We start from the raw sequence: 20,068 nt of genomic DNA, 5'->3' as shown, positions 1-20,068 counted from the left end.
CTGGCCGGCCGACTGAATAACGAAAACGGATCAATCGGTGAGTAATAGGGACATCCTTGCCGGTCGGCTGGTTCGTTCGACTGCAGGGAAGGCCGGCGAACTCGCCGAAAGAACGGGACGGAGTACCGTTCTTGAGCCGCTTGGCGGCGGTTTCGCCGAAAGAGCGGTACGGGGTACCGTTCTTGAGCCGCTCGGCGGCGGTTTCGCCGAAAGAGCGGTACGGGATACCGCTCTTGAGCCGCCCGCCTGGCGCCCTACCGCAACATCGGCAAAAAAAAGGCCGTCCCCTCGTCGTCTTTCCTGACGGCGGAGACAGCCCTTCCTTAATAAAACCAATCAAATCACCGTCACGAAGTACCCGATCAGGTACGCCGCCGGAACCAGCACCAGCTGCGCCAGCATCGTGCCCATGAAGCGCGCCGTCATGAGGACGACGTAGATTTTGCCGAGCTTCGTCCGGTATTCCGCGCTGCGGAGCGCCTTGTCCGTGATGAGTCCGAGCTGCGGATCGATGAAGATCGTCAGCAGAATCGTCGCGATGCCGTTGATGATGCCGGACGCGTTCGAGGCGGCCGTGCTGAAATGGGGAAACAGATGGGCCGCGTAGAGCGCCGCCAGAACCCCGACGGTATAGAACGACGTAACGATGACGCTGAGCAGCATGAAGGTCTTCGAGATGCCCAAGTACCGGAACCGGCTAAGATGGAAGCGCGGCAGACGGACGTAATGCCTCGTGTTCTTCAGCTGCCCGATCGTGACGCTCGACACGAGCTTCGGCAAGGAGCCCGCAATCTCCAGTTTCGCGATCATGCGGGCGAAAAGCCGCACGCAGGTCGGAAACAGGATGATCGCGAGCAGCGTGCCGACCGACGACGCGAGCAGCGTGATGCGCAAGTAATGCAGCATCGGAAAGCCGGGGTGCGACCGCCCGTAATCGACGAACTTGGCCGCGATCGGCCCCTGCACCATGTTCGCCGTCCGCGACACCAGCACGATGATGCCGGTCAAGGACAGCGCGACGGCGATTTTGTTCAACCGGACCCCCGCCAGCCGGACGGCGTACGACAGGGTCTCCGCCGTATGGATGATCGTCGTCATCGCGAAGACGACCAAGAGATTGGTCAGCACGCGGCGTTTCTCCTCTCCAGGAAAGCGGTGTGCCTAATCTAAAGCATTATAACGTTCGCCCGTTGGAAACTCGTCGGGACTCGAATCGGCCCGTTGGTCGCTTGCCGGGTACCAGCACCGGTCCGTTGGACGCGGTCGGGGCGCCGGGACGACCGCCGGGACCGGAAACGGTCCCGCCATATTCACAGCCGGCCGGCTGCGGAACGTCTTGCCGCCGCGCCAGTCCGTCGCCGCATGCCGCGCAACGCCTCGCGCCCCGACATGCGGCGGCTATCCGCTTAATGCGGATCCGAGAACAGCGCGGTGGACAGGTACCGCTCGCCCGTGTCCGGCAGGAGCACGACGATGGTCTTGTCCTTATTGTCCGGCCGCTTGGCCAGCTGAAGCGCCGCGAACGCCGCCGCCCCCGAGGAGATGCCCACGAGCAGCCCTTCGGTCCGCGCCAGCGCGCGCGCCGTCTCGATCGCTTCCTCGTTGCGCACCGGCACGATCTCGTCGACGACGGCTGGGTTGTAGTTGCCCGGCACGAAGCCGGCGCCGATGCCTTGAATGGCATGGCCCCCCTTCTGGCCGCCGGCCAGCACCTGCGAGTCGAACGGCTCCACCGCGACGATCCGCACGGCCGGATTTTTCTGCTTCAGCACCTCGCCGACGCCGGAAATCGTGCCGCCCGTGCCGACGCCCGCGACGAAAATATCGACGGCGCCGGCCGTGTCCGCCCAGATTTCCTCCGCGGTCGTCCGTTTGTGCACCGCCGGATTCGCCGGGTTTTCGAACTGCTGCGGAATAAAGGAATGCGGGATTTCGGCGGCCAGCTCCTCCGCCTTCCGGATCGCGCCTCCCATGCCTTCCATCGCCGGCGTCAGCACGAGCTCCGCGCCGAGCGCCGTGAGCAGTTTGCGCCGTTCCATGCTGAAGCTTTCGGGCAGCACGATGATGAGCCGATAGCCCATGGCCGCGGCGGCCATCGCCAGCCCGACGCCCGTGTTCCCGCTCGTCGGTTCGATGATGACGGAATTTGGCTGCAGCAATCCCCGCTCCTCCGCGTCCTTGATCATGGCGAAGCCGATCCGGTCCTTGACGCTGCCCGCCGGGTTGAAATACTCCAACTTGGCGACGACTTTCGCCTGCGCTCCCGCCTTGCCCGCGAATTTGGACAGCTCCAGCATCGGAGTGTTGCCGATGAGATCCGTGATGTTTTTTGCGATGCCCGGCATCCGATAACCTCCTCAACGATAAGCAAAATTAATGTTGTACCTCAAAACCCATCCCGTACTTCCCTATCCTAGCCTTCCAGCCGCTTCTCGAAACATAAGCTTGAGGGGCAGCCGATATATTCGCCGTACGGCTCGATGGGGGCGTACCCGTGTTTCTTGTAGAATGCCACAGCCTCGAATTGGGGACCGCCCGTCTCCAGCCGAATGACGGCGTAGCGGCGCGCCCGGGCCTTGTCTTCCAAATAGCGGAGCATCCGTCCGGCGACGCCGCGGTTGCGGAATTCCGGCTCGACGTAAAACCGTTTCAGCTCCGTCGTCTTCCCGTCGAGCTCCTTGATCGCCCCGCAGCCGGCCGGTTGGCCGTCCAAGTAGGCCACCGCGAAATGAATGTCCCGGAGGTCCGGGTCGTCCAAGTCGACGCCGAATACCTCCTCCGGCGGATACAACCCGTACAAGTACGCGTCCAGCTTGCCGATAAGCCCGAGCAAATCGGGGTCTTTCATCCTTACGTCGACGATGCGCAATTCATGCATGGTTGTCCGCTCCGCTCCTTCTGACTGATCCAACTGTCCGTTCTACTGGTTGTTGCTGGCGTTTGTTCCTACTGTCCGTACTACTGTCCGTTCTTACTGTCCGTTCTGCCGGTTGTTCCTGCAGTCCGTTCCTGCCATTCGTTTCAACGGACCGTTCCCGCTATTCGCAATGGTCCTGCCGCAGCCAGGCATCGGCCTCGCCGGTCCAGCGGCCGTCGTCGTCCGCGAGCAAGCCGGTCCAGCCGAAACGTTCTCCGGCGGCCAGATTACCCGGATGGTCGTCGACGTACAGCACCGGCGCGTCCGGCGCGAGCCGGCCGCGCAGCGCCGCGAACATCGCGTCCGCCGGCTTGCTCGCTCCCGCCTCGCTCGAGATGACGACGTGCCCCAGGTACGGACGAAGCCGCTCCACGACCGGCGCCAGCCACTCCGCGCGATGATTGCTGAGCAGATGGACATCGGCGAGCCGGCTCCAAGCCGCGACGCGTTCGAACGCCGGCAGCGGCCGAAGGTTCCGGAGCAGCAGCTCGCGGGCGTCCCGCCCCGCCACGTCCGGGCAGCGGTCTCCCAGCCAGCGCCAAAAGTCCGCTTCCGACACGGCGCCGGTCCAGAGGCCGTCGCGCAGCTCCGCCTTGTATGCCGCCCGAATGTCCGGATACGGGACGCGCGCGGCGTCGGCGAGCATCGTCCAGAAGCCGGGCGTCAGATTCGTCACGATGACCCCGCCCGCGTCCAGCACCAGCTGTTTTCGCATGTTGGCCGCCTCCTTTCTTCGGGTAAGCCGCTTACGGGATCATGCCGAAAATATACGTGTCCCGCAGCCGCGAGCCGTCGGCCGACAAGCCGTCGTTGCGAAGCGTCCCTTCGTGCCAGAAACCGAGCCGCTGCGGAATGGCCTGGCTCTTCTCGTTCAGCGCGTCGCAGCGGATCTCGACCCGCCGCGCCAGCAGCTCCGTGAACGCGAACACCGTGATGCCCTGCACCGCCTCGGTCATGTAGCCTTTGCCGCCGTGCCGGGTGTCGATCCAATACCCGATTTCGAATTTTCGCACGTTCCAGTCCGGGTTGTGAAGGCCCGAGGAGCCGATGAACTGCCCCGTCGATTTCTCGAACAGCAAGAGCCGCATGTCCTCGCGCCGGATGAATTGGGCGTACGCCTCGCGCAGATTGGCCTCGGTCCGTTCCTCGTCCGGTTCCTCCTGGGCAAACGGAAGCCAGGCGCGCAGCTCCTTCATGGACGCTTTCATCGCCTCGACAACCGCGCGTCCGTCGCCCGGGCGCGGCACCCGCAGCAGCAGCCGCTCCGTCTCGAACTGCGACGGAATATCGAGCAGCAGTGGATTCATCGCGCATTCTCCTTTCCGCCCGCAGGCGCTCGATCACGGGATTTTCATCCCTTCATACTAGCACATTCCAGCGCCTCGAGCACGAGGTCGCCGAACCGGCGGATATCCGCCAGGTAATCGTAGCCGGGCGGATTCGGCTTGAAGCCGTTCAGCATGCGGACCGCCGCGGCGCCGTGCAACGGAAGGACGAGCACCGCGCACCCGTAGACGCCGAGCGACTGGAACGCGCCGGCCGGCAGCGAAGGTCCGAGCTCGGTATTGTTGTAGCTCCAGCCCGTTCCGGGCGGAAACTCCCGGCCGGCTTCGCCCCCGCGCCGCAGGCCGTGCGTATGCGTGAGCAGATGCCGCAGCGTGATGCCTGCAAGCGGCACCTCGCCGGCGTCCTCGAGATAATCCGCGGCCGCGTCGTCGAGGCTCGCGATCCGCCCTTCTTCGATGGCGAGGCTGACGGCGAAGCCGAGATACGTTTTGCGGACGGACGCGAGATGAAATTGCGAGACCGCGTCGATCGGCCGGCTTCCCGGCTCCGCGCCGTGCCGGCCGCCGTACGCCTCGTGGACGACGTCGTCTCCCCGGACGACGCACAGGGCGGAACCGGTCGAGAGCCGCTCGCGCGCTTCCGCCATGTAGGCGTCCAAGCGTCGGAACGCGCCGGCCGGCGATCGTTGGGCGTCATGCCGCATCGTCTTGCTCCTTTCGCGCGGATGGCGCAACCCATTCGACGCTAGCTGCGTCGGTATAGGCAAGCAACGCATTACGAGCCTTTAATGAAGAGGTGATTCGGCATGAATACGGTACGCATCCCGCTCCGCCTCGCGGCGGCGGCCTTCGGCATCCTTCTGCTCGGCCAGCCGTCCGGCACCGTCAGCCGCGAACGGCAGCCGGCAAGCGGCGTCCCCTGCGCCGTGCAGGCAAAGCTGCTCGCGATGACGGAAGCGGCCGCCCGTTGTGCCGAAGAGGCCGACGACGTCCGCCAGGCCGCTTGGAAGCGGCTCTCCGATTCCGCGCGGCGAACGGTGGACGGCGATTGGAGAACGGCGCCGGTCGCGCTCGTGGATTGGAACGACGTGCCCCGCTGGCAGACGGCCGCGGCGATGACGGCGCAAAGTGAGTCCCGACCGGCGTACCGCGTGACGCTGCGCACGACTCAAGACGGGCTGCTCGGTCCGATCGTGCTGTATTTCGATCAAGCGACGCTGGCGTATCTCGGCGCCGACGTGCGAGAGTAAAAGCCCCGGGCAGGCGGCGGCTTAGGCGACCCGTCATCATTGCGCAACGGTCGGCCTGGGTTGGCAAGCGCGACCGCCGTTCGTTCGCGGCGAATCACGGCTGAATAGGCGGATTCCTTTGCTCGCAACCCGAACACGTGCCGCACGCTGCGCTGTCCGCCGCCGGCTACTCCGCGCCTTTGCGGTACTCGTAGTTCTCCTTGCACAGCTGGAGCAGCGCGTGCTTCAGCCCCCGCTTCGGCTGCGTAATCTGCAGCGGCGGTGCCTGCCCTTCTCCCGGACGCCGCAGCGCGCGGCGCACCGCGGCGGGATCGGCCACGCGGTTGACGATCAGCTCGTCCGGCTTGGTCTCCGCCCGGTACCGCTGGACGAGAAACCGGTCGCAGGCCGTTTCCGCGTAGCCGCGTTCCAGCTCGTGCAGCTGGAAATCCCGCAGCATGCCCTGCTGCACCTTCGCGATCATGACGCCTTCGCTGCCGAAATAGAGCACTTCCTGATTGACGTTCGTTTCCCGGTCGACGATCTGCCGCTCCGGCGTCTTCTCCAGATTGCGGATGTGCTCCAGCATGTTCTGCGCCTTCTCGAACTTGAGCTGCTCCGCGTACTCCGCCATCTGAGCGTACATGCGGGCGAGCAAGGCGTCCTTGCTCCCGCCGAACAGCAGCTCGGTCACCTGCTTCACGTCCTTCGCGTACTCCGCCTCGGAGATATGCCCTTCGCAAATCCCGCTGCAGCGCCCGATATGGTACAGCAGGCAGGCGCGCTTCGGCAGCGTCGCGCACGAACGCAGCTTATAGTGGTCGGTCAAAAACTCCAGCAGCTCGTTGCGAAACCTCGCGCTGGCGAACGGACCGAACCGCTTCGGCTCGGCTTGCGCGGGCTGGCGTTCCGCTTCGGCGGGCTTGTCCCGTTTGCCGGCCGGCGTGCCGGATGCTGCGCCGGTGCCCCGTTTGCCGGACGCGCGGGTACGGCCCGCGGGCTTGCCCGGGGACGCTTGCTCCGCCTTCTCGTTCGGCGGCGCTCCGGCGCCTCCCGCGGCGTTCCCGGCCGGCGGCGCGGCGTCCGCGCCCGCGGCGGCCGTTCCGGCGCCGTCACCGGCTGCTTGCCCCGGCTCCCGTCGGTCGCGAAAATGCACCGCCAGCCGCGGGATCCGCTCCCCGGTCAGCTCCAAATAAGCATAGCCGCTGTTGTCCCGCTTCAAGGCGCGGTTGTACGGCGGCTTATGGATTTTGATCAAATTGTTTTCCAGCAGCAGGCTTTCCGTCTCGTTGTTGACGAGAATGATCTCGATGCTCGCGATTTGCGCCGCGAGCTCCCGCAGCCGCTTGCTCGCGTGACGGGTCGTGAAGTACGACCGCAGCCGGCTTCTCAGCTTCTTGGACTTGCCGACGTACAGCAGGCGGCCCGATGCGTCGCGCATCAGGTAGCAGCCCGGCTTCTCCGGGTAGTCGCCGGCCTTGAACGCGAACGGCGCCGAAGGCTCCATCTGTCCGTGCCCCTTTCCCCTTGCCGCCGGTCCACGCCGCGCGGCTCCAAACGTGTGTTCTCTGCTTCCATTGTACCTTCGCGGGGAATATTTGAAAAGCGCGGCTGCGAGTTTCATAGGAAAAAATTGGTTTTAGCTGTGGTATACTGGTACAAAAATGAAAGGAGTCGATCGAAATGACCGTAAAACTCGATATGATCGGCATCGTGGTCGAGGATATGGGAAAGGCGCTGGGTTTTTACCGCGCGCTGGGTTTCGAAATCCCCGAAACGGCGGACCGCGAGCCGCACGTGGAAATCGCGCAGAAAGGCGTGCGGATTGCCTTCGACACGGTCGAGGTCGCGCGGGGCGTCTACGGCAGCTGGGAGCGGCCGTCGGGCCACCGGATCGAGCTGGCGTTCCGCTGCGCGGACGCTTCGTCGGTGGACGCGCTCTACCGCGGCATCGTCGAGCGGGGCTATGAAGGCCGCCGCGAGCCGTGGGACGCCTTCTGGGGCCAGCGCTACGCGATCGTCGCCGACTCCGACGGCAATTTGATCAGCCTGTTCGCCTGAGGATCGCCGGGCGCGCTGGCTGGCGGCTCGTCGAGGAAGCAGCTATGGCGGGGGAGGGGCTGGATTGTCCGATGGCGCGGATGGACAGGCCAGCTTCTACGTAGATTGCTTAATCACCTTCTTAGGTGCGAACCGCGCAGATTTATGGCGATGTAGGGTACCCGGTCACCCTCTTAGGTACGAAACGGCCAGATTCGAGGCTAGGTAGGTTGCTAGATTGCCTACTTTGCCGCGGACCGCGCGGATTTATGGCGATGCCCGAACTTAAGCCGCCAGCCGAAAAAGCCGGGCATCGCAATCCGCGACGCCCGGCTCTTCCCTTTCCCCCGCGCCCTCAGCGCTGCGCGCCGCGCTGGCCGGCCGTCCGCTTCCGGGACGGCTGCGGCGCCGTCCGCGGAAACAGGCCCAGCCGCTTCAAGTACGTCTCAAAGCGCGCCGCGTACCTCGCGAACGTGTCCTTCGTCTCCAGCGCGATCGCCTCGCCGTGCTTCACCGTGCCCATCGCCTCGTGGCGCCGATAGGCGCAGAGCGGCTCCGGCACCAGCAGGAACGGCACGCCCGCGAGCAGGACGCGGAACCAATAGTCGAGGTCGTGCGTGTAGCGGCGCGACTCGTCGAAGGGACCGATGCGGCCGAACAGCTCTTTGGTCATGACGACCGTGCAGCCGTTCACGGGGTTGGAGGTCCGGAACGCCCGGTAAAACTGCCCCTGCTCGAGGCCAGGCGGAATGACGTCGAACTCGGTCATTTTGCCGCGGCCGTCGAGGACGTCGAACCCGGTGTGGCTGATCTGAAAGCCCGTGCGCTCCATCGCCTCGACCTGCCGTTTGATTTTGTCCGGGTAAAACCGGTCGTCGGAGCTGAGCCACGCCACGTACTTGCCGCTTGCGAGGCGGAAGCCGGCGTTCAGCGCGCTCGCCGTGCCGCCGTTCGCCTTGCCGACGTAATGCACGCGGCCCTCGTACCGCCGTAGCTGCTCCTGATGCTTCGTCGAGCCGTCGTCGACGACGATGATCTCGGTCTCGCCGTACGTCTGCGCGAGCGCGCTCTCGATCGCCTCCGCCAAATACGGATCGTTATAAAACGGAATGACGATCGTTACGAGCGGCTTGCCGGCATTCGATCCCATCTTCGTTCCCTCCTTCAAACTGTCTCCCGTACGCGAACGAGCGCGCGGCCGGCGGCTTTAGCTCCGCGACCGCGCGTCCTCCAGCGCGTCCCGCAGCGACGTCCGCAGCGCGTGCCGCGGCGCCCAGCCGAGCGCCGCGACCGCCGCCGGATCCGCCGGCGCGGGCGACGCGGCGTCCGAATCGCCGAATTCCCAGGGGAGCGGCGCCCGCGCCAGCTCCCCGAAGACGCCCGCGATTTCGCCGAGCGTCCGCATGGCGCCGGACGCCACGGCATACGCGCGGCCGCTCTCGCCGGCGCGAAGCAGCGTCTCGTACGCGGCGACGGCGTCGCGCACGTCGAGCAGGTCGCGGCGCTCGGTCCGCGAAGAGAAGCGGAACGGCGCCGGCGCCGGCCCGCCGTCCGCCGCCGCGCGCTCCGCGGCCGCCGCGTAGCGCGCGAGCAGGCCGCACAGGCCGCCCGAGCGTCCGGGGCCGATCAGGTTCGACGGCTCCGCCACGAGCACCTCCAAGCCGAACAGCGACGCCCAGCTCCGCGCGACGAGCACCTGCATCGTCTTGCTCAAGGCATACGGATGCTGCGGCTTTTCCCCGTCTCCCTCGACGCCGGGAACGGCCGTCGGGAAGCGCAGCAAGGAGCCCGCCACCAGGACGCGGCACGGCTTGCCGCGCCGCCGCACGCCTTCGAGCAGATGCACCGTGCCCATCACGTTGCTCTGCAGCACCGCGGCGGGATCGCTCCAAGAAGCGCCGACCGCGTTGGCCCCCGCCAGATGGAGCACGTAATCCGGCTCCGCGTCCGCCACGAGCGCCTCCGTCTCGGCGCGCGAGGCAAGGTCGCTGGCGAGCACGGCTTCGGCGGCGCCGAGCCAAGCCCGCTCCGGCGCCCCCGCTTCCGGCAGCCGGCGCACCGCGGCGACGACGCGCCAGCCGAGCGCGGCGAAATGGCGGCACGCATGCTCCCCGCAAAACCCGCCCGCGCCCGTCACGAGCAGGCGCGGCCCGCTCATGCGCGTTTCATCCACTGCGACAGCTCGTCGAGCATCGGGATGTACCCCGTCGTCCGGTATTTCCAATCCTTTCGCGTCGCGACGAGCGTCCGGTCGATCCGGATCGCGTCGTCGGAGACGATCCGGACGTCCTCCTTCTCGAACGCCGCCTGGAACAGCAGCAGCAGCGTCAGCTTATTGACCGACTCGCTCGCCGTCAAGTGCACGAGGCCTCCTATCTCGGGATGTTCCAACGCGTACGCGACCGCCTTCGCCAGCTCCAGCGTCGTCACGCCGTTCCAGAATACGTTCGCGTACCCTTTCACCGTCCCGCTCTGCGCCAGGAACCATTTCAGCAGACCGATGCCCTGCGTCCGGATCTCCGGCCCGATGATCGACGTGCGGATCGTCAGATGCCGGCCGTACGTCATCTCGCCGAGCGCCTTCGAGCGCGCGTACACCGACGTGCCGTCCGGGTGGTCGCTCTCCGTGTACGCCCCCCGCTCGCCGCTGAACACGCAGTCCGAGCTGATATGCACGACGCGCGCGCCGATGTCGTCCGCCGCGTAGCGCAGCCAGTGCGGCAGCAGGCCGTTCACGAGGTAGGCCCGGACCGGATGCGCCTCCGCATCCTGGTTCAGCACGCCCGCCGCGTTGACGATGACGTCCGGACGGACCGCCCGGACGAGGGCGGCCGTCGCTTCCGCGTCGGACGCGTCGAGCGCGAGGCCGCCTTGGCCGTCCGCCTGCCGCGTCGTATAGACGACCTCGTGCTCCGGGTGCGTTTCCCGGAAATAGCGGATCATCAAGTGACCCGCCATTCCGTTCCCTCCGATGATCAGCAGCTTCATGACAGGAACCCGCCTCTGACGAGCATGGCGCGGATTTCGTCCTTCGACATCAGCGATTCGCTGGAGCAGTAGCTGTCGAAGTCCACTTTCGCGTGCGCGCCGTAATGCTGGCGCAGCCCCGGAATGTCGATCGTCGGCAGGATGACGAGGTATTCGTCGTCGTAAGCGACGGTCGTCGTGCTCTCGTGCTCCGTCAGCAGGATTTCGTGGATTTTTTCGCCCGGGCGGGTGCCGGTCTCGATCATCTCCGCATCGATGCCCATGTCCTCCATCAGCACCGCGGCCAGGTCGACGATGCGGCAGGTCGGCATCGTCATGACGAAGATTTCCCCGCCGACGCTTTCTTGCGACGCCTTGAACAGCAGCGTGATGGCGTCCTGCAGCGTCAGGAAGAAGCGCGTCATCCGCATGTCGGTGATGCGCACCTGCCGCTTCGCGCGGATCTGGTTCGTGAACAGATGGACGACGCTGCCGTTCGTGCCGAGAACGTTGCCGCCGCGCACGCAGACGAAGGTCGTATCGGAATTCAGCAGGTTGGCGTACACGATGAGCTTCTCGCCGATCGCTTTCGTCATGCCGTAGAAATTGGACGGGTTCGCCGCCTTATCCGTCGAGATGTAGATGACGCGCTTGACGTTGTTCGCGATGGCGGCCTCGATGACGTTTTGGGTGCCGATCACGTTCGTCTTGAGCGCTTCGTACGGCTGATCCTCGCACACCGGCACATGCTTCAGCGCCGCCAGATGGAACACGTAATCCACCCGCTCGCACGCCCGCATGAGCGCTTCCTTGTCGCGGATGTCCCCGATGCAGAAGCTGAGGCGCGGATCTTCGAACGAACGGCTCATGGCCACCTGGCTGGATTCGTTGCGGGAGAACACGACGATTTGTTTGGGCTGCTGAGGCAGCAGCTGGCGAATCAATTCGTACCCCCAGGACCCCGTTCCCCCGGTGACCAGAATGCGCTGATTAGTAAACATGCCATTTCCCTCCAAGCAGAAATTTAACCACTTTATCCGATACGCCGCCGGCCAAGTATCCCTCCGGACAGTCCCACTTCGCGGGCAGCGCCGTCATGACCGCCGCCGCTTCCTCGATCCGCTGCGGCTGCAGGCCGCAGACGACGTTGCTGCCGCAGTCGACCGTCTCCGGCCGTTCCGTCGTCGTCCGGATCGTCACCGTCGGCACGCCGAAGAGGCAGCATTCCTCCTGGACCGTGCCGCTGTCCGTGATGGCGAGCAGCGCGTGCCGCTCCAGCCGGACGAAATCGAAAAATCCCATCGGCTCGTAAAACTCCACCCGTTCCTCCATCTCGACTTGCACCGTGCCGGCGTCGATCCGGGACCGCGTCCGCGGATGGACGCTGCAGATCACGCGCTTGCCGAAGCGCCGCGCCACGCGGTTCAACCCTTCCAGGATGCCGGCCAGCCGCTCCGGCGCGTCCACGTTCTCCGCGCGGTGCGCGGTGACGAGCACGTACTCGCCGGGGGCGAGGCCCATCCGTTCCAGCACGTCGCTCGCGTCGATCCGCGGCTTGTAATGTTCGATGACCTCGTGAATGGGGTTGCCCGTCTGCACGATCCGGTTGCTCGGGAAGCCTTCCCGCAGCAGATTGCCCTTGCTGTACGGCGTATACGGCATGTTGATCGACGAGATCGCGTCGATGACGCGGCGGTTCTTCTCCTCGGGCACCGCGAGATCGTAGCAGCGGTTGCCGGCTTCCATGTGCACGACCGGAATGCCCATCCGTTCGGCCACGATCGCGCACAGCGCGCTGTTCGTATCGCCGAGCAGCAGCACCACGTCCGGCTCGTGCGCCGTCAGTACCCGCTCCGTCTCCGCGAACATGACGGACAGCTGGCCGCCGAGCGTCTGCTTCGCGTCCGTGAGCAGCACATCCGGCTGCCGCAGCCCCAGCTCGCGGAAGAACACGTCCGAGAGGGAAGGCGAGAAGTTCTGCCCCGTATGGACGAGCACGTGCTTTTCGGCGAGCGCATCCAGCTTTTGAATGATGAGGCTGAGGCGGATGATCTCCGGCCGCGTGCCCAAAATCGTTACGACGCGCAAAATGTTTCCTCCTTCGGTGTAATGTGCGTGCCGCTTTCCGCCTACGAGGCGCGGCGCCGCTTCTTCCGGCCGCCGGCCGGCTTGCCGCGGCGCGCCTTCCCCGCCCGGCGGCCGCGACGGAGCTTGCTCCCGCGGCGTCCGCGCTGCCCGCGGCGGGTCCGCCGATGCTTGCGCGACCGCCGCGCCGTCCGCGGCGCATCGCCGATCGGCTCGCCGACCGGCAGGCCGGCGAGGAAGGCGTCCGGCACGAGCCGCACGTCCTCGGGCCGGTAGCCGACGGCGGCGAACGCCGCCATCGTCCGGAACGGCCGCAGCAGGCCGGCGCGCTCGAGCAGGTAGATCGCCGGCCCGCTGCCCTTCACGGTGCGCGGGAGCCGCGGCGCCTGCGGCTTCAGGACGTCGAGGAACCGGCGCAGCCGCTCCCGGTACGCGGCGATGCCGTATACCGCCTGCGCCTCGCGCGCGTTCTGCGCGCCGACCGCCTGCAGCAGCGCTTCGTCGGCGAGCAGCGACGACACGCGGCCCGCCAGGCCGTCGTAATCGCCCGTCGGCGCGACGTAAGCGGCGTTGCCCGTCGCCTGGCCGATCTCGGCAAGGCCGCCGGACCCGTAGACGACGACCGGCTTGCCGCACGCCATTCCCTCGAGCGCGGTCATCCCGAAGCCCTCGGCCATCAGGCTCGGCACGACGAGGAGATCCATGGCGGGATACACCGTCGCCACCTGCTCCTCGAACCGGATCCACCGGAACCGCTCCAGCACGCCGGCATCCCGCGCGATGCCGAGGCATCGCTCGAAGTACGGCGCGTCGACGGGGTTGCCGACGATCAGGTACCGGGCGTGCGGATGGACGGCGGCGGTCCGGACGGCCATCTGCATGAAATGCTCGAGCCCCTTGCCCTCGAAGATGGACGAGGAGATGTAGCCGATCACGCGCTCGTGCTCCGCGAAGCCGAATTGCCGCCGGCGGTTGGCCCGATGCCGGGTCCAGCTTTCCGGCTGCAGCTCCGCCTGGTGCCAGGAGGGCGGAATGAGCGTCGTCTTCGGCAGCAGCCCCGGCGTGCGCAGCGGCGCGAGCGTCGTCTCGGAGATGCCGAGCACGAAGTCGGCGTGCGCCTCGATCAGCGCGGCCGAAGCCGCCGTATGCGGCGTCTCGCAGATCGCTTCCATCGCCGACCAGACGACCGGGATGCCGAGCGCCTTGCCGGCGATGGCCGGCAGCGGATGGACGCAGGTGTTGACGAGGACGACCTGCGGCTGCTCCCGGAGCAGCAGCCGGATCAGCTCGCCCCAGGCCGGCTCCCGCAGCTTCGCGGCGAGCTCCTCGTGCAGGTGCGGGAGCGCCAGGTAGAGCGGGACGACGAGCGGAATGTCCTGCACGATGACCGGCACGCCGAGCTTGCGGGCATGGCCGGCGATGACGCCTTCGGTCGGCACGACGAGCGTGCAGGCGTAAGCCGGCAGGAGCTCGCGGATCATGAACAACAACAGCTTCTCGGCACCCGTCACGTACTGCGGACTGCAAATGTGCGAGAACAACAGCATCTTCGGCTTCGTTTGCTTCAAACGGCCGCCTCGCCCGATGGCGCTGGCCACGGGCAGGCGTTCACCTCCGTCCCGGATCGCTCTACTCTTCGAACCTAGTTTTTATATAGTATTTGGAAGGCGATTGAAGCGGCACGACACTTGAACCGCCAGCAAACGTACAAAATGGCGCCCCGCCGTCCGGGCGTCGGTCCCGGACGGCCGTTTATCCCGGAAACAGCAGCCCGAGCAGCTGCTCGATCCGCTTGCCGTACGTGTGGTCCCGCATCGTGCGGAGCATGCCGCGCATGGCGATCAGCTGCCGCTCCTCCTCGTGGTTCAGGTAATAGTCGATCTTCTCTATCATTTCCTGCGGCGATTCGTAGGTGACGATGTCGTAGCCCGGCGTGTAGAAGGAGACGAGGTCGCTGCGGACGTCCGTCAGCTGCAGCGTGCCGCAGCCGGCGATTTCGAACGTGCGCGGGTTCGGCGAGACCGCCCCGATGCCGCCGGTGTTGTTGTTGAACGTCTCGTCGAAGGGGGAGCGGTGCATGTTGATGACGATCTTGGCGCCGTTGTAATTGCCCGCCGTCTCCAGCGGTCCCATCCAACGGCCGAGCTCGATCTTGGGGGCGATGAGGCGAAATTCCTTGAGCCGCTCCCACCAGATGCCGGAAATATGCGTATCCCGGGACGCGAGATACCGGGTGACCTGGTCGAAGATCGCGACCCGCCCCCAATAAGCCGAACCGATGAAGCAGACCTCGTGGCGCTGGGCGCGCTCCGGGTTGCGCGGCCGGAAGGACGCGGGGTCCATCCCGAGCGGCAAATAATGCACGTTCGGGCAGCCGAGCTGCCGGTAATAGTCGACGCAGACCAGCTCCAGCGTGAAGACGACGTCGTAGTGCGGGGCCAGCCGGGACGTAATGTCCGTGTAGTACGGGTCGTCCGTGAACCAGATCGCCGTGCGGATGCCGGCTTCCCGCATGCGGTCCACCTGCGCGACGTCGAATTCCAAGCCGTCGAGCACGATGACGACGTCCGGCCGGATGCGCAGGGCCAGCTCGGCGACGGGCTGCTTCGTGTCCGTAATCGTCAGCTGCGTCACTTGGCCCCGGAACGCGTCGGCGATCGCCACGTCGAGGGGCGAATACGGGAAGCCCTTCCCCGTCGCGACGAACAGGACGTGCGCCTGCTTCAGCAGCGGCGGCGGCTGGACGATGCCCTGCAGCGCGGCCTCGCAGCGCCCGAACCAATGCCCGTGCTCCCAGCCCGACCGGAAGCCGGCGACGGCGCCCGGGTGCTTGGCGCGCCCCGCCCGCGCGCCTCTGCGGCGTCTTCGTTTGACGGCGGTCATTCCGCTTCGCTTGCCTTTCCGCGCGGCGATCCGCGGCGCGCCCGCTACCATCCCAGCACCTCCGCGATCTGCTGCAGCCGGCGGACGTACGTATGGTCGGCGAGCGTGCGCCGCAGACCCCGGAGCGCGATGGCGCGCCGTTCGTCCTCGTGCGTCAAGTAATGGTCCAGCTTCGCAATCAGTTCCTCCGCGCTTCCGAACGTCTCGAGCTCGGCGCCGGGGCTGTAATACTGCGGCAGGTCTTCCCGCGTATCGGTCAGCTGCAGCGTGCCGCACGCGGAGATCTCGTACGTGCGGGGATTGATGGAACGGCCCGGCAAGTCGAGGACGTTCTTGTTGTCCTTGCCCGCCTCGGTTGTCCGATGCAGGTTGATGACGATGCGCGCGCCGTTGTAGTACTTGATCGATTCTTCGACCGGCAGCCAGCCGGGCCGGATGAACCGTTTGAGCTCCTTGTAGCTGCGCAGCCGGTCCCATAGGCCGCCGGCGATGAATACTTTGCGCGTCTTGAGGTACGGCGCGATGGCGTCGAACATCTCCACCCGGTTCCAGAACGCCTGGCCGATGAAGCAAATATCGCTGCGGTACTTCGCCTCCGCCTTCATCGGCTTGAACCGGGCCTGGTCGACGGCGAGCGGCATGTAATGCACGTTCGCGCAGCCCCGTTCCCGGTATATCGGGATCGTGCTCAGCTCGTGCGTCAGCACGGCGTCGTAGCGCGGGGCGATGTACATCGTGTCCGCCGTGACGTACGGGTCGTCGGCAAACCAAATAGCCGTCCGTATGCCGAGCGAACGGACGGCATCCACCTGCTCCAAATGATCCGGCGGGAATACGTGCAGCCCGTTCAGCACGAGCATCCAATCCGGCCGGACGAGCGACGCGTGCTCCGCCATTCTCGCGGCTTCCGCCACGTACACCTCGCGCACGGTCCGGCGCAGCGCCTCGATCACGCCTTGGTCGATCGCCTCGAAGCCCTGCGGCACGTACAGCACGGCGCAGTCCCGTTTCGGCGGCGCGGCCGGCTGCAGATGCCGGACCAAATACTCGCAGGCGCCGTCCCGCAAACCGTCCGCGTAGCCCGATGCGTTGCCCGCCCGGGACGCCCGGGCGGTTCCATGTTCCTTCGTTTGCACAGTCCCCACCCCTGGATGTTCATTCTTCTGTGCAATATATGCGAATGACGGGCAAGGCTCATGGTCACTTGTCCGCGCGCGCGTCAAAATTGGCTGATGACCCCCAAGGCGAACGTACTTCGGCGCTCGCGGCGCCTTCGTTCGGAAACCGCAAAAAAGGAAGTATAAATCTGGCAGCGCCGTCACATATTAAAAGAGGCCCAAGGCACGAACGAAGGAGGTCTTGATCATTCATTTCTCGAAAAAGCAAGCGGAACCGATCCCCGAGGAGGATACGTCCATCTGGACCTGCACCAACGACAATTGCTCCTGCTGGATGCGGAGCGATTTTTCGTTCGGGGAACATCCCAGCTGCCCGATCTGCCATTCCAGCATGACGAGCGAAATCAAAAGCCTGCCGGTCTTGACGAACGGAACGAAACGCGGCTTCCAATAAGACAGGCTGTGGGTTGTTCGAAGGTTTTTTGGTGAACATGCATTGCCTGCGGGCGGGTTTTCACCGAAGGACGTTGAAAATCCTTGGAAGAGAATAAAAAACCAGCGAGCCCCGTCTTGGCTAGGACGGGGGCTTCCTGGTTTTTTTGTTGACAGGACCTCCAATGGCAAGCCTCCGGCTCGATCCATGCAGGACACACGCTCTGCCCGCTCGCCCCTTTTTCCATGCCGACGGCTCTTGGCGACCCGACGAGGGCCGGACAACGAAAATGGCCTATTGACATAAGTTACCATTGGTTATATTATAACCGTAGGTTAGTAACCGATGGTTATAATAATGGAACGGGGGACTTCATTCATGAGCTTTATCGTGTTCGTGCTGCTGTTTACGGTTGTTTGCGGGCTGCTGGACGCCCGGGTCGGGGGAACGGCGAGAGGTCGTTCGCGCACGGGAGGGATGCGCTGATGTTCGCTGGACATTTCGGGCTTGCGGCTGCCGTGAAAGCCGCGGATAAACGGACGCCGATGTGGGCGCTCATGCTGGGCACTCAGCTGCTGGACGTCGCGTTCGTGCCGCTGCTGCTGAGCGGGCGGGAAACGATCGATACCGTCGTCGAAGGCGGCGGTTACGGCGGCAGTCTCATTCATGCCGACTATACCCATTCGCTTGCCGGCGCCTTGCTCATCGCGGCGCTAGCGGCCTGGCTCTGCGGCCGATTCCTCGGCCGGCGCTCCGGCATCGTCGTCGGGCTCGTCGTGTTCAGCCATTGGCTGCTCGACCTCCTCGTCCATCGCCCCGACCTGCCGATATTGCCGGGCAACCTCGGCGGCTTGCCGCTGCTCGGCCTCGGGCTTTGGACGCATCCCGCGGCGAGCGCCGCGCTCGAAGGCGCGTTGATCGCCGGCGGTTTCCTGCTCTACTTCCGCTCCGCGCTCGCCCGTTCCAAGTCGGCCGGAACCGGATCGGGAAGGGCGCGGCCCTACTGGTCGTCGGCCGTTCTGGGCCTGCTGCTGCTCGGCTCGCTGTTGTCCGATATGCTCGGCTAAGGCGGAACCCGCTGACGGGGTTTGGGAGTCTCTTAAGAGAGTGGCTTGCGGGAGCCGGTTTGGGGAACCGCCTGACCCGCTATGCGCCTCTCTGCAGCTCCGTCCCGCCGACTTGACTTCGCGGACGGATTGAACCATAATGTACCGAACTTGGTTAGCGAACGAGGTGCGTCATGATTCGATACGTATTCGCGCTCCTGTGGGGCTTGTTTCTGTTCGTCTGCACGTGCACGTACAGCTTCCAGCGCATGATCAAACACCGGACCGTCAGCTTTCATCTGAACAAGCATCCGGACTGGCATCAGCTGTTCCAGCTGCCGCTCGCCGACATTCACAGCTTCCAAATGAAATGGTACCTGTTCCAGAAGCTCGGCCATTTTACCGGCTTCGGCATACTCGCGGCGATCCTGACCGGCTTCGGCCGCAGCCGGTTCGGCCTTGTCCTGGCCTTCGGCTACGCCGTCCTGACCGAGGTGCTGCAGCTGTTCTTCGGCCGCGACGGCCGGCTCTTCGACGTGCTGATCGACGGCGCGGGCATCGTGCTGGCCTGGGCGCTGCTCGCCCAGCCGAACCGTCCGGCTGCCAAGCCCGGCGGCCGAAGAAGCCTGCAGAAGTAAACCGCCGCGGCGTCTGCCGCGTGCGCCGTGACGGCGGTTTGCCGCGCGCCGCTTGTCGCGTCTCGCGCGTGCGAGCGGCTTGTCCTCCCCCGCATCGCAAAAGCGCCCGCGGGCACGTTCCGTGCCGCGGGCGCTTTTCGATTTCAACCGTTCTGCTGCTCGTAGGCAATCTGGTGGCCGTCCTCGAAGCCCTTGGCGAACCCGAGGTTGTACCCCTGATTGTAAGCGGCGTCGAAGGCCGCGTTATAACGCCGGGTCGCCTGACGGCGCCTGCGCGCCGCCGGCGTGCCCTTACCTTTGCCTTTGCCTGCGGCCGAGCCCGCGCGGGACTTGGTCCGGTTGCCTTTCTGCCGCGGCGCCGCGCTGCTCGCGCGTTTCTTCCCCGCCGCTGTGCGCCGTTTCGTTCTGACGGCTGGTGCGACCACTTCGGTTTCCTCCTTTGCGCTTCGGCGGTTCCCCGGCTCCTCCCGGCAGCGCCGCGCCGCGGGTCAGCCAGGGCTTCGCCGCGCTCCTGCCGGACGCCGGCCGCGCCGGACGGCGCTCCATGGCGCGCACCATCTCCGAGAGCGTCCGCTGCATCGCGGCGAGCGACTTCAAATTGCGCCGGATGGACATGGCCATCGCCGGGTCGTGCCGGGCCATGTCGCCGACGCTTTCCAAGATGCGGGCGACGGCCGTCTGGCTGCGGGACAGCGCGCCGATCAGCGCGATGCGCGCCTCGCGCTCCAGGCGGTCCCGGTCCACTATTCTTTGTCCCCCATATCGAAGGAGCCGCCGCCGAGCATGCCTTCGAACCCGCCTTCCGCGTCGACCTCGTGGCGCAGCGCGGCCTTCAGCACGTTCGTCATGCCCATGTTCAGCTTCGTCAGGCCGTCGATCACTTCGACCAGCTGCTCGTGGATCTGAAGCGCGGCCTTCAAATGCTCCTGCTGGTCGCCGAACGCGTCCGGCGTGACGTGGTTGATCATCCAGGAGCGCACTTTCTCGGCTTCCAGCGCCTTCGCCTCCAAGATCATCGCCACGTTCAACTGCGCCTTGGCGGAGGCGTCCAGCATTTTGGCGTATGCCGATTCCCGACTCATGAACGTTCGCTCCCCTTCCCCCGCCTTATTCTTCGTCCTCGACCGCAAACTCCTTCATGACCGCGCTCAAGGTCGCCGCAAGCGACTCCTGCAGCTCGGCGATGCTGTTCAAATAAGCGACGACGCTGCCCGTCACCGCTCTGGAATTTTCCATTAATTCGTCGAAGCCCCCGAATCCGGGATGCTGGTCGGGAAGCGCGTGCACGAGCTGCGCCATTCTGACGGCGACATGCCGTTTGCCTTCCAGGATGCGCGAGATTTGTTCGTGGGAATGGGACATATGCTCGATCATTTCCGTTAACGTATGCTGCATGACTCCGTCCTCCTTGCCTCTTCGCATGCCG

At 65.6% G+C, this 20,068-nt stretch carries 23 protein-coding genes; 5 read left to right on the top strand and 18 right to left on the bottom strand.

Annotated features, from left to right (window positions below):
* Nucleotides 1-336 precede the first annotated feature (336 nt).
* The 6 genes from BMZ79_RS15485 to BMZ79_RS15460 all read right to left on the bottom strand — a co-directional run bounded on the left by BMZ79_RS15485 (nucleotide 337) and on the right by BMZ79_RS15460 (nucleotide 4,907).
* Nucleotides 337-1,128: a lipid II flippase Amj family protein gene (locus BMZ79_RS15485; protein ID WP_090641459.1), complete on the bottom strand. Its 792-nt coding sequence runs from the start codon at nucleotides 1,126-1,128 to the stop codon at nucleotides 337-339.
* A 278-nt stretch (nucleotides 1,129-1,406) separates the two neighbouring features.
* A complete protein-coding gene (gene cysK / locus BMZ79_RS15480) occupies nucleotides 1,407-2,345 on the bottom strand; it encodes a cysteine synthase A (RefSeq protein WP_090641458.1) in 939 nt (312 codons plus the stop codon).
* A gap of 68 nt (nucleotides 2,346-2,413) precedes the next feature.
* Nucleotides 2,414-2,878, bottom strand: coding sequence for a GNAT family N-acetyltransferase (locus BMZ79_RS15475; RefSeq protein ID WP_090641456.1), 465 nt, complete (start codon nucleotides 2,876-2,878; stop codon nucleotides 2,414-2,416).
* 160 nt (nucleotides 2,879-3,038) lie between these two features.
* Nucleotides 3,039-3,632 carry an HAD family hydrolase gene (locus BMZ79_RS15470; protein ID WP_090641455.1) on the bottom strand — a complete coding sequence of 198 codons (594 nt, stop codon included), beginning with the start codon at nucleotides 3,630-3,632 and terminating at the stop codon, nucleotides 3,039-3,041.
* A 31-nt stretch (nucleotides 3,633-3,663) separates the two neighbouring features.
* Nucleotides 3,664-4,224 carry a GNAT family N-acetyltransferase gene (locus BMZ79_RS15465; RefSeq protein ID WP_090641454.1) on the bottom strand — a complete coding sequence of 187 codons (561 nt, stop codon included), beginning with the start codon at nucleotides 4,222-4,224 and terminating at the stop codon, nucleotides 3,664-3,666.
* 44 nt (nucleotides 4,225-4,268) lie between these two features.
* Nucleotides 4,269-4,907: a serine hydrolase domain-containing protein gene (locus BMZ79_RS15460; protein ID WP_090641452.1), complete on the bottom strand. Its 639-nt coding sequence runs from the start codon at nucleotides 4,905-4,907 to the stop codon at nucleotides 4,269-4,271.
* Between the two features lie 102 nt (nucleotides 4,908-5,009).
* On the opposite strand from BMZ79_RS15460, the gene BMZ79_RS15455 reads away from it, so the two are divergent.
* Nucleotides 5,010-5,453 (top strand): hypothetical protein, encoded by a 444-nt coding sequence (locus tag BMZ79_RS15455; protein ID WP_090641451.1) that lies wholly within the window; start codon nucleotides 5,010-5,012, stop codon nucleotides 5,451-5,453.
* Between the two features lie 166 nt (nucleotides 5,454-5,619).
* On the opposite strand, the gene BMZ79_RS35120 is transcribed toward BMZ79_RS15455, so the two are convergent.
* The gene (locus BMZ79_RS35120; protein WP_256252765.1) at nucleotides 5,620-6,939 is read right to left on the bottom strand and encodes a GIY-YIG nuclease family protein; all 1,320 of its coding nucleotides are present in this window, start codon (nucleotides 6,937-6,939) and stop codon (nucleotides 5,620-5,622) included.
* Between the two features lie 176 nt (nucleotides 6,940-7,115).
* Between BMZ79_RS35120 and BMZ79_RS15445 the strand changes: the two genes are divergently transcribed.
* On the top strand, nucleotides 7,116-7,493 hold the full coding sequence (locus BMZ79_RS15445; protein WP_090641449.1) for a VOC family protein: 378 nt from the start codon (nucleotides 7,116-7,118) through the stop codon (nucleotides 7,491-7,493).
* Between the two features lie 334 nt (nucleotides 7,494-7,827).
* Here the strand turns inward: BMZ79_RS15445 and BMZ79_RS15440 are convergent, their stop codons facing one another.
* The 8 genes from BMZ79_RS15440 to BMZ79_RS15405 form a co-directional block, all read right to left on the bottom strand.
* The gene (locus BMZ79_RS15440; RefSeq protein WP_090641448.1) at nucleotides 7,828-8,622 is read right to left on the bottom strand and encodes a glycosyltransferase; all 795 of its coding nucleotides are present in this window, start codon (nucleotides 8,620-8,622) and stop codon (nucleotides 7,828-7,830) included.
* A 57-nt stretch (nucleotides 8,623-8,679) separates the two neighbouring features.
* Complete coding sequence (locus tag BMZ79_RS15435; RefSeq protein ID WP_090641598.1) at nucleotides 8,680-9,630, bottom strand: NAD-dependent epimerase/dehydratase family protein; 951 nt, start codon at nucleotides 9,628-9,630, stop codon at nucleotides 8,680-8,682.
* Nucleotides 9,627-10,460, bottom strand: a complete 834-nt coding sequence (locus BMZ79_RS15430; RefSeq protein ID WP_090641446.1) for a dTDP-4-dehydrorhamnose reductase family protein — start codon at nucleotides 10,458-10,460, stop codon at nucleotides 9,627-9,629. The genes BMZ79_RS15435 and BMZ79_RS15430 overlap by 4 nt, the downstream gene beginning before the upstream one ends.
* Complete coding sequence (locus BMZ79_RS15425) at nucleotides 10,457-11,440, bottom strand: polysaccharide biosynthesis protein (protein ID WP_090641445.1); 984 nt, start codon at nucleotides 11,438-11,440, stop codon at nucleotides 10,457-10,459. The genes BMZ79_RS15430 and BMZ79_RS15425 overlap by 4 nt, the downstream gene beginning before the upstream one ends.
* On the bottom strand, nucleotides 11,430-12,527 hold the full coding sequence (wecB, locus tag BMZ79_RS15420) for a non-hydrolyzing UDP-N-acetylglucosamine 2-epimerase (RefSeq protein ID WP_090641443.1): 1,098 nt from the start codon (nucleotides 12,525-12,527) through the stop codon (nucleotides 11,430-11,432). Before wecB ends, BMZ79_RS15425 begins: the two co-directional genes overlap by 11 nt.
* A gap of 41 nt (nucleotides 12,528-12,568) precedes the next feature.
* On the bottom strand, nucleotides 12,569-14,092 hold the full coding sequence (locus BMZ79_RS15415; RefSeq protein WP_143088967.1) for a glycosyltransferase family 4 protein: 1,524 nt from the start codon (nucleotides 14,090-14,092) through the stop codon (nucleotides 12,569-12,571).
* A 184-nt stretch (nucleotides 14,093-14,276) separates the two neighbouring features.
* Nucleotides 14,277-15,458: a CgeB family protein gene (locus BMZ79_RS15410; protein WP_256252763.1), complete on the bottom strand. Its 1,182-nt coding sequence runs from the start codon at nucleotides 15,456-15,458 to the stop codon at nucleotides 14,277-14,279.
* Entirely contained in the window at nucleotides 15,452-16,543 is a 1,092-nt protein-coding gene (locus tag BMZ79_RS15405) for a CgeB family protein (protein ID WP_177222154.1), read from the bottom strand. Before BMZ79_RS15405 ends, BMZ79_RS15410 begins: the two co-directional genes overlap by 7 nt.
* 223 nt (nucleotides 16,544-16,766) lie before the next feature.
* On the opposite strand from BMZ79_RS15405, the gene BMZ79_RS15400 reads away from it, so the two are divergent.
* The 3 genes from BMZ79_RS15400 to BMZ79_RS15390 all read left to right on the top strand — a co-directional run bounded on the left by BMZ79_RS15400 (nucleotide 16,767) and on the right by BMZ79_RS15390 (nucleotide 18,642).
* Complete coding sequence (locus BMZ79_RS15400; RefSeq protein WP_240546093.1) at nucleotides 16,767-16,979, top strand: cold-shock protein; 213 nt, start codon at nucleotides 16,767-16,769, stop codon at nucleotides 16,977-16,979.
* A gap of 464 nt (nucleotides 16,980-17,443) precedes the next feature.
* Nucleotides 17,444-18,025, top strand: a complete 582-nt coding sequence (locus BMZ79_RS15395) for a metal-dependent hydrolase (RefSeq protein ID WP_090641440.1) — start codon at nucleotides 17,444-17,446, stop codon at nucleotides 18,023-18,025.
* Between the two features lie 173 nt (nucleotides 18,026-18,198).
* Nucleotides 18,199-18,642: a VanZ family protein gene (locus tag BMZ79_RS15390; RefSeq protein WP_090641439.1), complete on the top strand. Its 444-nt coding sequence runs from the start codon at nucleotides 18,199-18,201 to the stop codon at nucleotides 18,640-18,642.
* A gap of 291 nt (nucleotides 18,643-18,933) precedes the next feature.
* On the opposite strand, the gene BMZ79_RS34285 is transcribed toward BMZ79_RS15390, so the two are convergent.
* Genes BMZ79_RS34285 through BMZ79_RS15375 form a run of 3 tightly spaced genes read right to left on the bottom strand, consistent with a single transcriptional unit; the run spans nucleotide 18,934 to nucleotide 20,037 of the window.
* Nucleotides 18,934-19,386, bottom strand: a complete 453-nt coding sequence (locus BMZ79_RS34285; protein WP_177222153.1) for a hypothetical protein — start codon at nucleotides 19,384-19,386, stop codon at nucleotides 18,934-18,936.
* A complete protein-coding gene (locus BMZ79_RS15380; RefSeq protein ID WP_090641436.1) occupies nucleotides 19,386-19,724 on the bottom strand; it encodes an alpha-helical endospore appendage domain-containing protein in 339 nt (112 codons plus the stop codon). Before BMZ79_RS15380 ends, BMZ79_RS34285 begins: the two co-directional genes overlap by 1 nt.
* Before the next feature lie 25 nt (nucleotides 19,725-19,749).
* The gene (locus BMZ79_RS15375; RefSeq protein ID WP_090641434.1) at nucleotides 19,750-20,037 is read right to left on the bottom strand and encodes a nucleoside-diphosphate sugar epimerase; all 288 of its coding nucleotides are present in this window, start codon (nucleotides 20,035-20,037) and stop codon (nucleotides 19,750-19,752) included.
* Nucleotides 20,038-20,068 lie beyond the last annotated feature (31 nt).

This window comes from Paenibacillus sp. UNC496MF, assembly GCF_900113915.1.
Taxonomy (GTDB): domain Bacteria; phylum Bacillota; class Bacilli; order Paenibacillales; family Paenibacillaceae; genus Paenibacillus_Z; species Paenibacillus_Z artemisiicola.
This window is presented reverse-complemented; position numbering and strand designations above follow the sequence as displayed.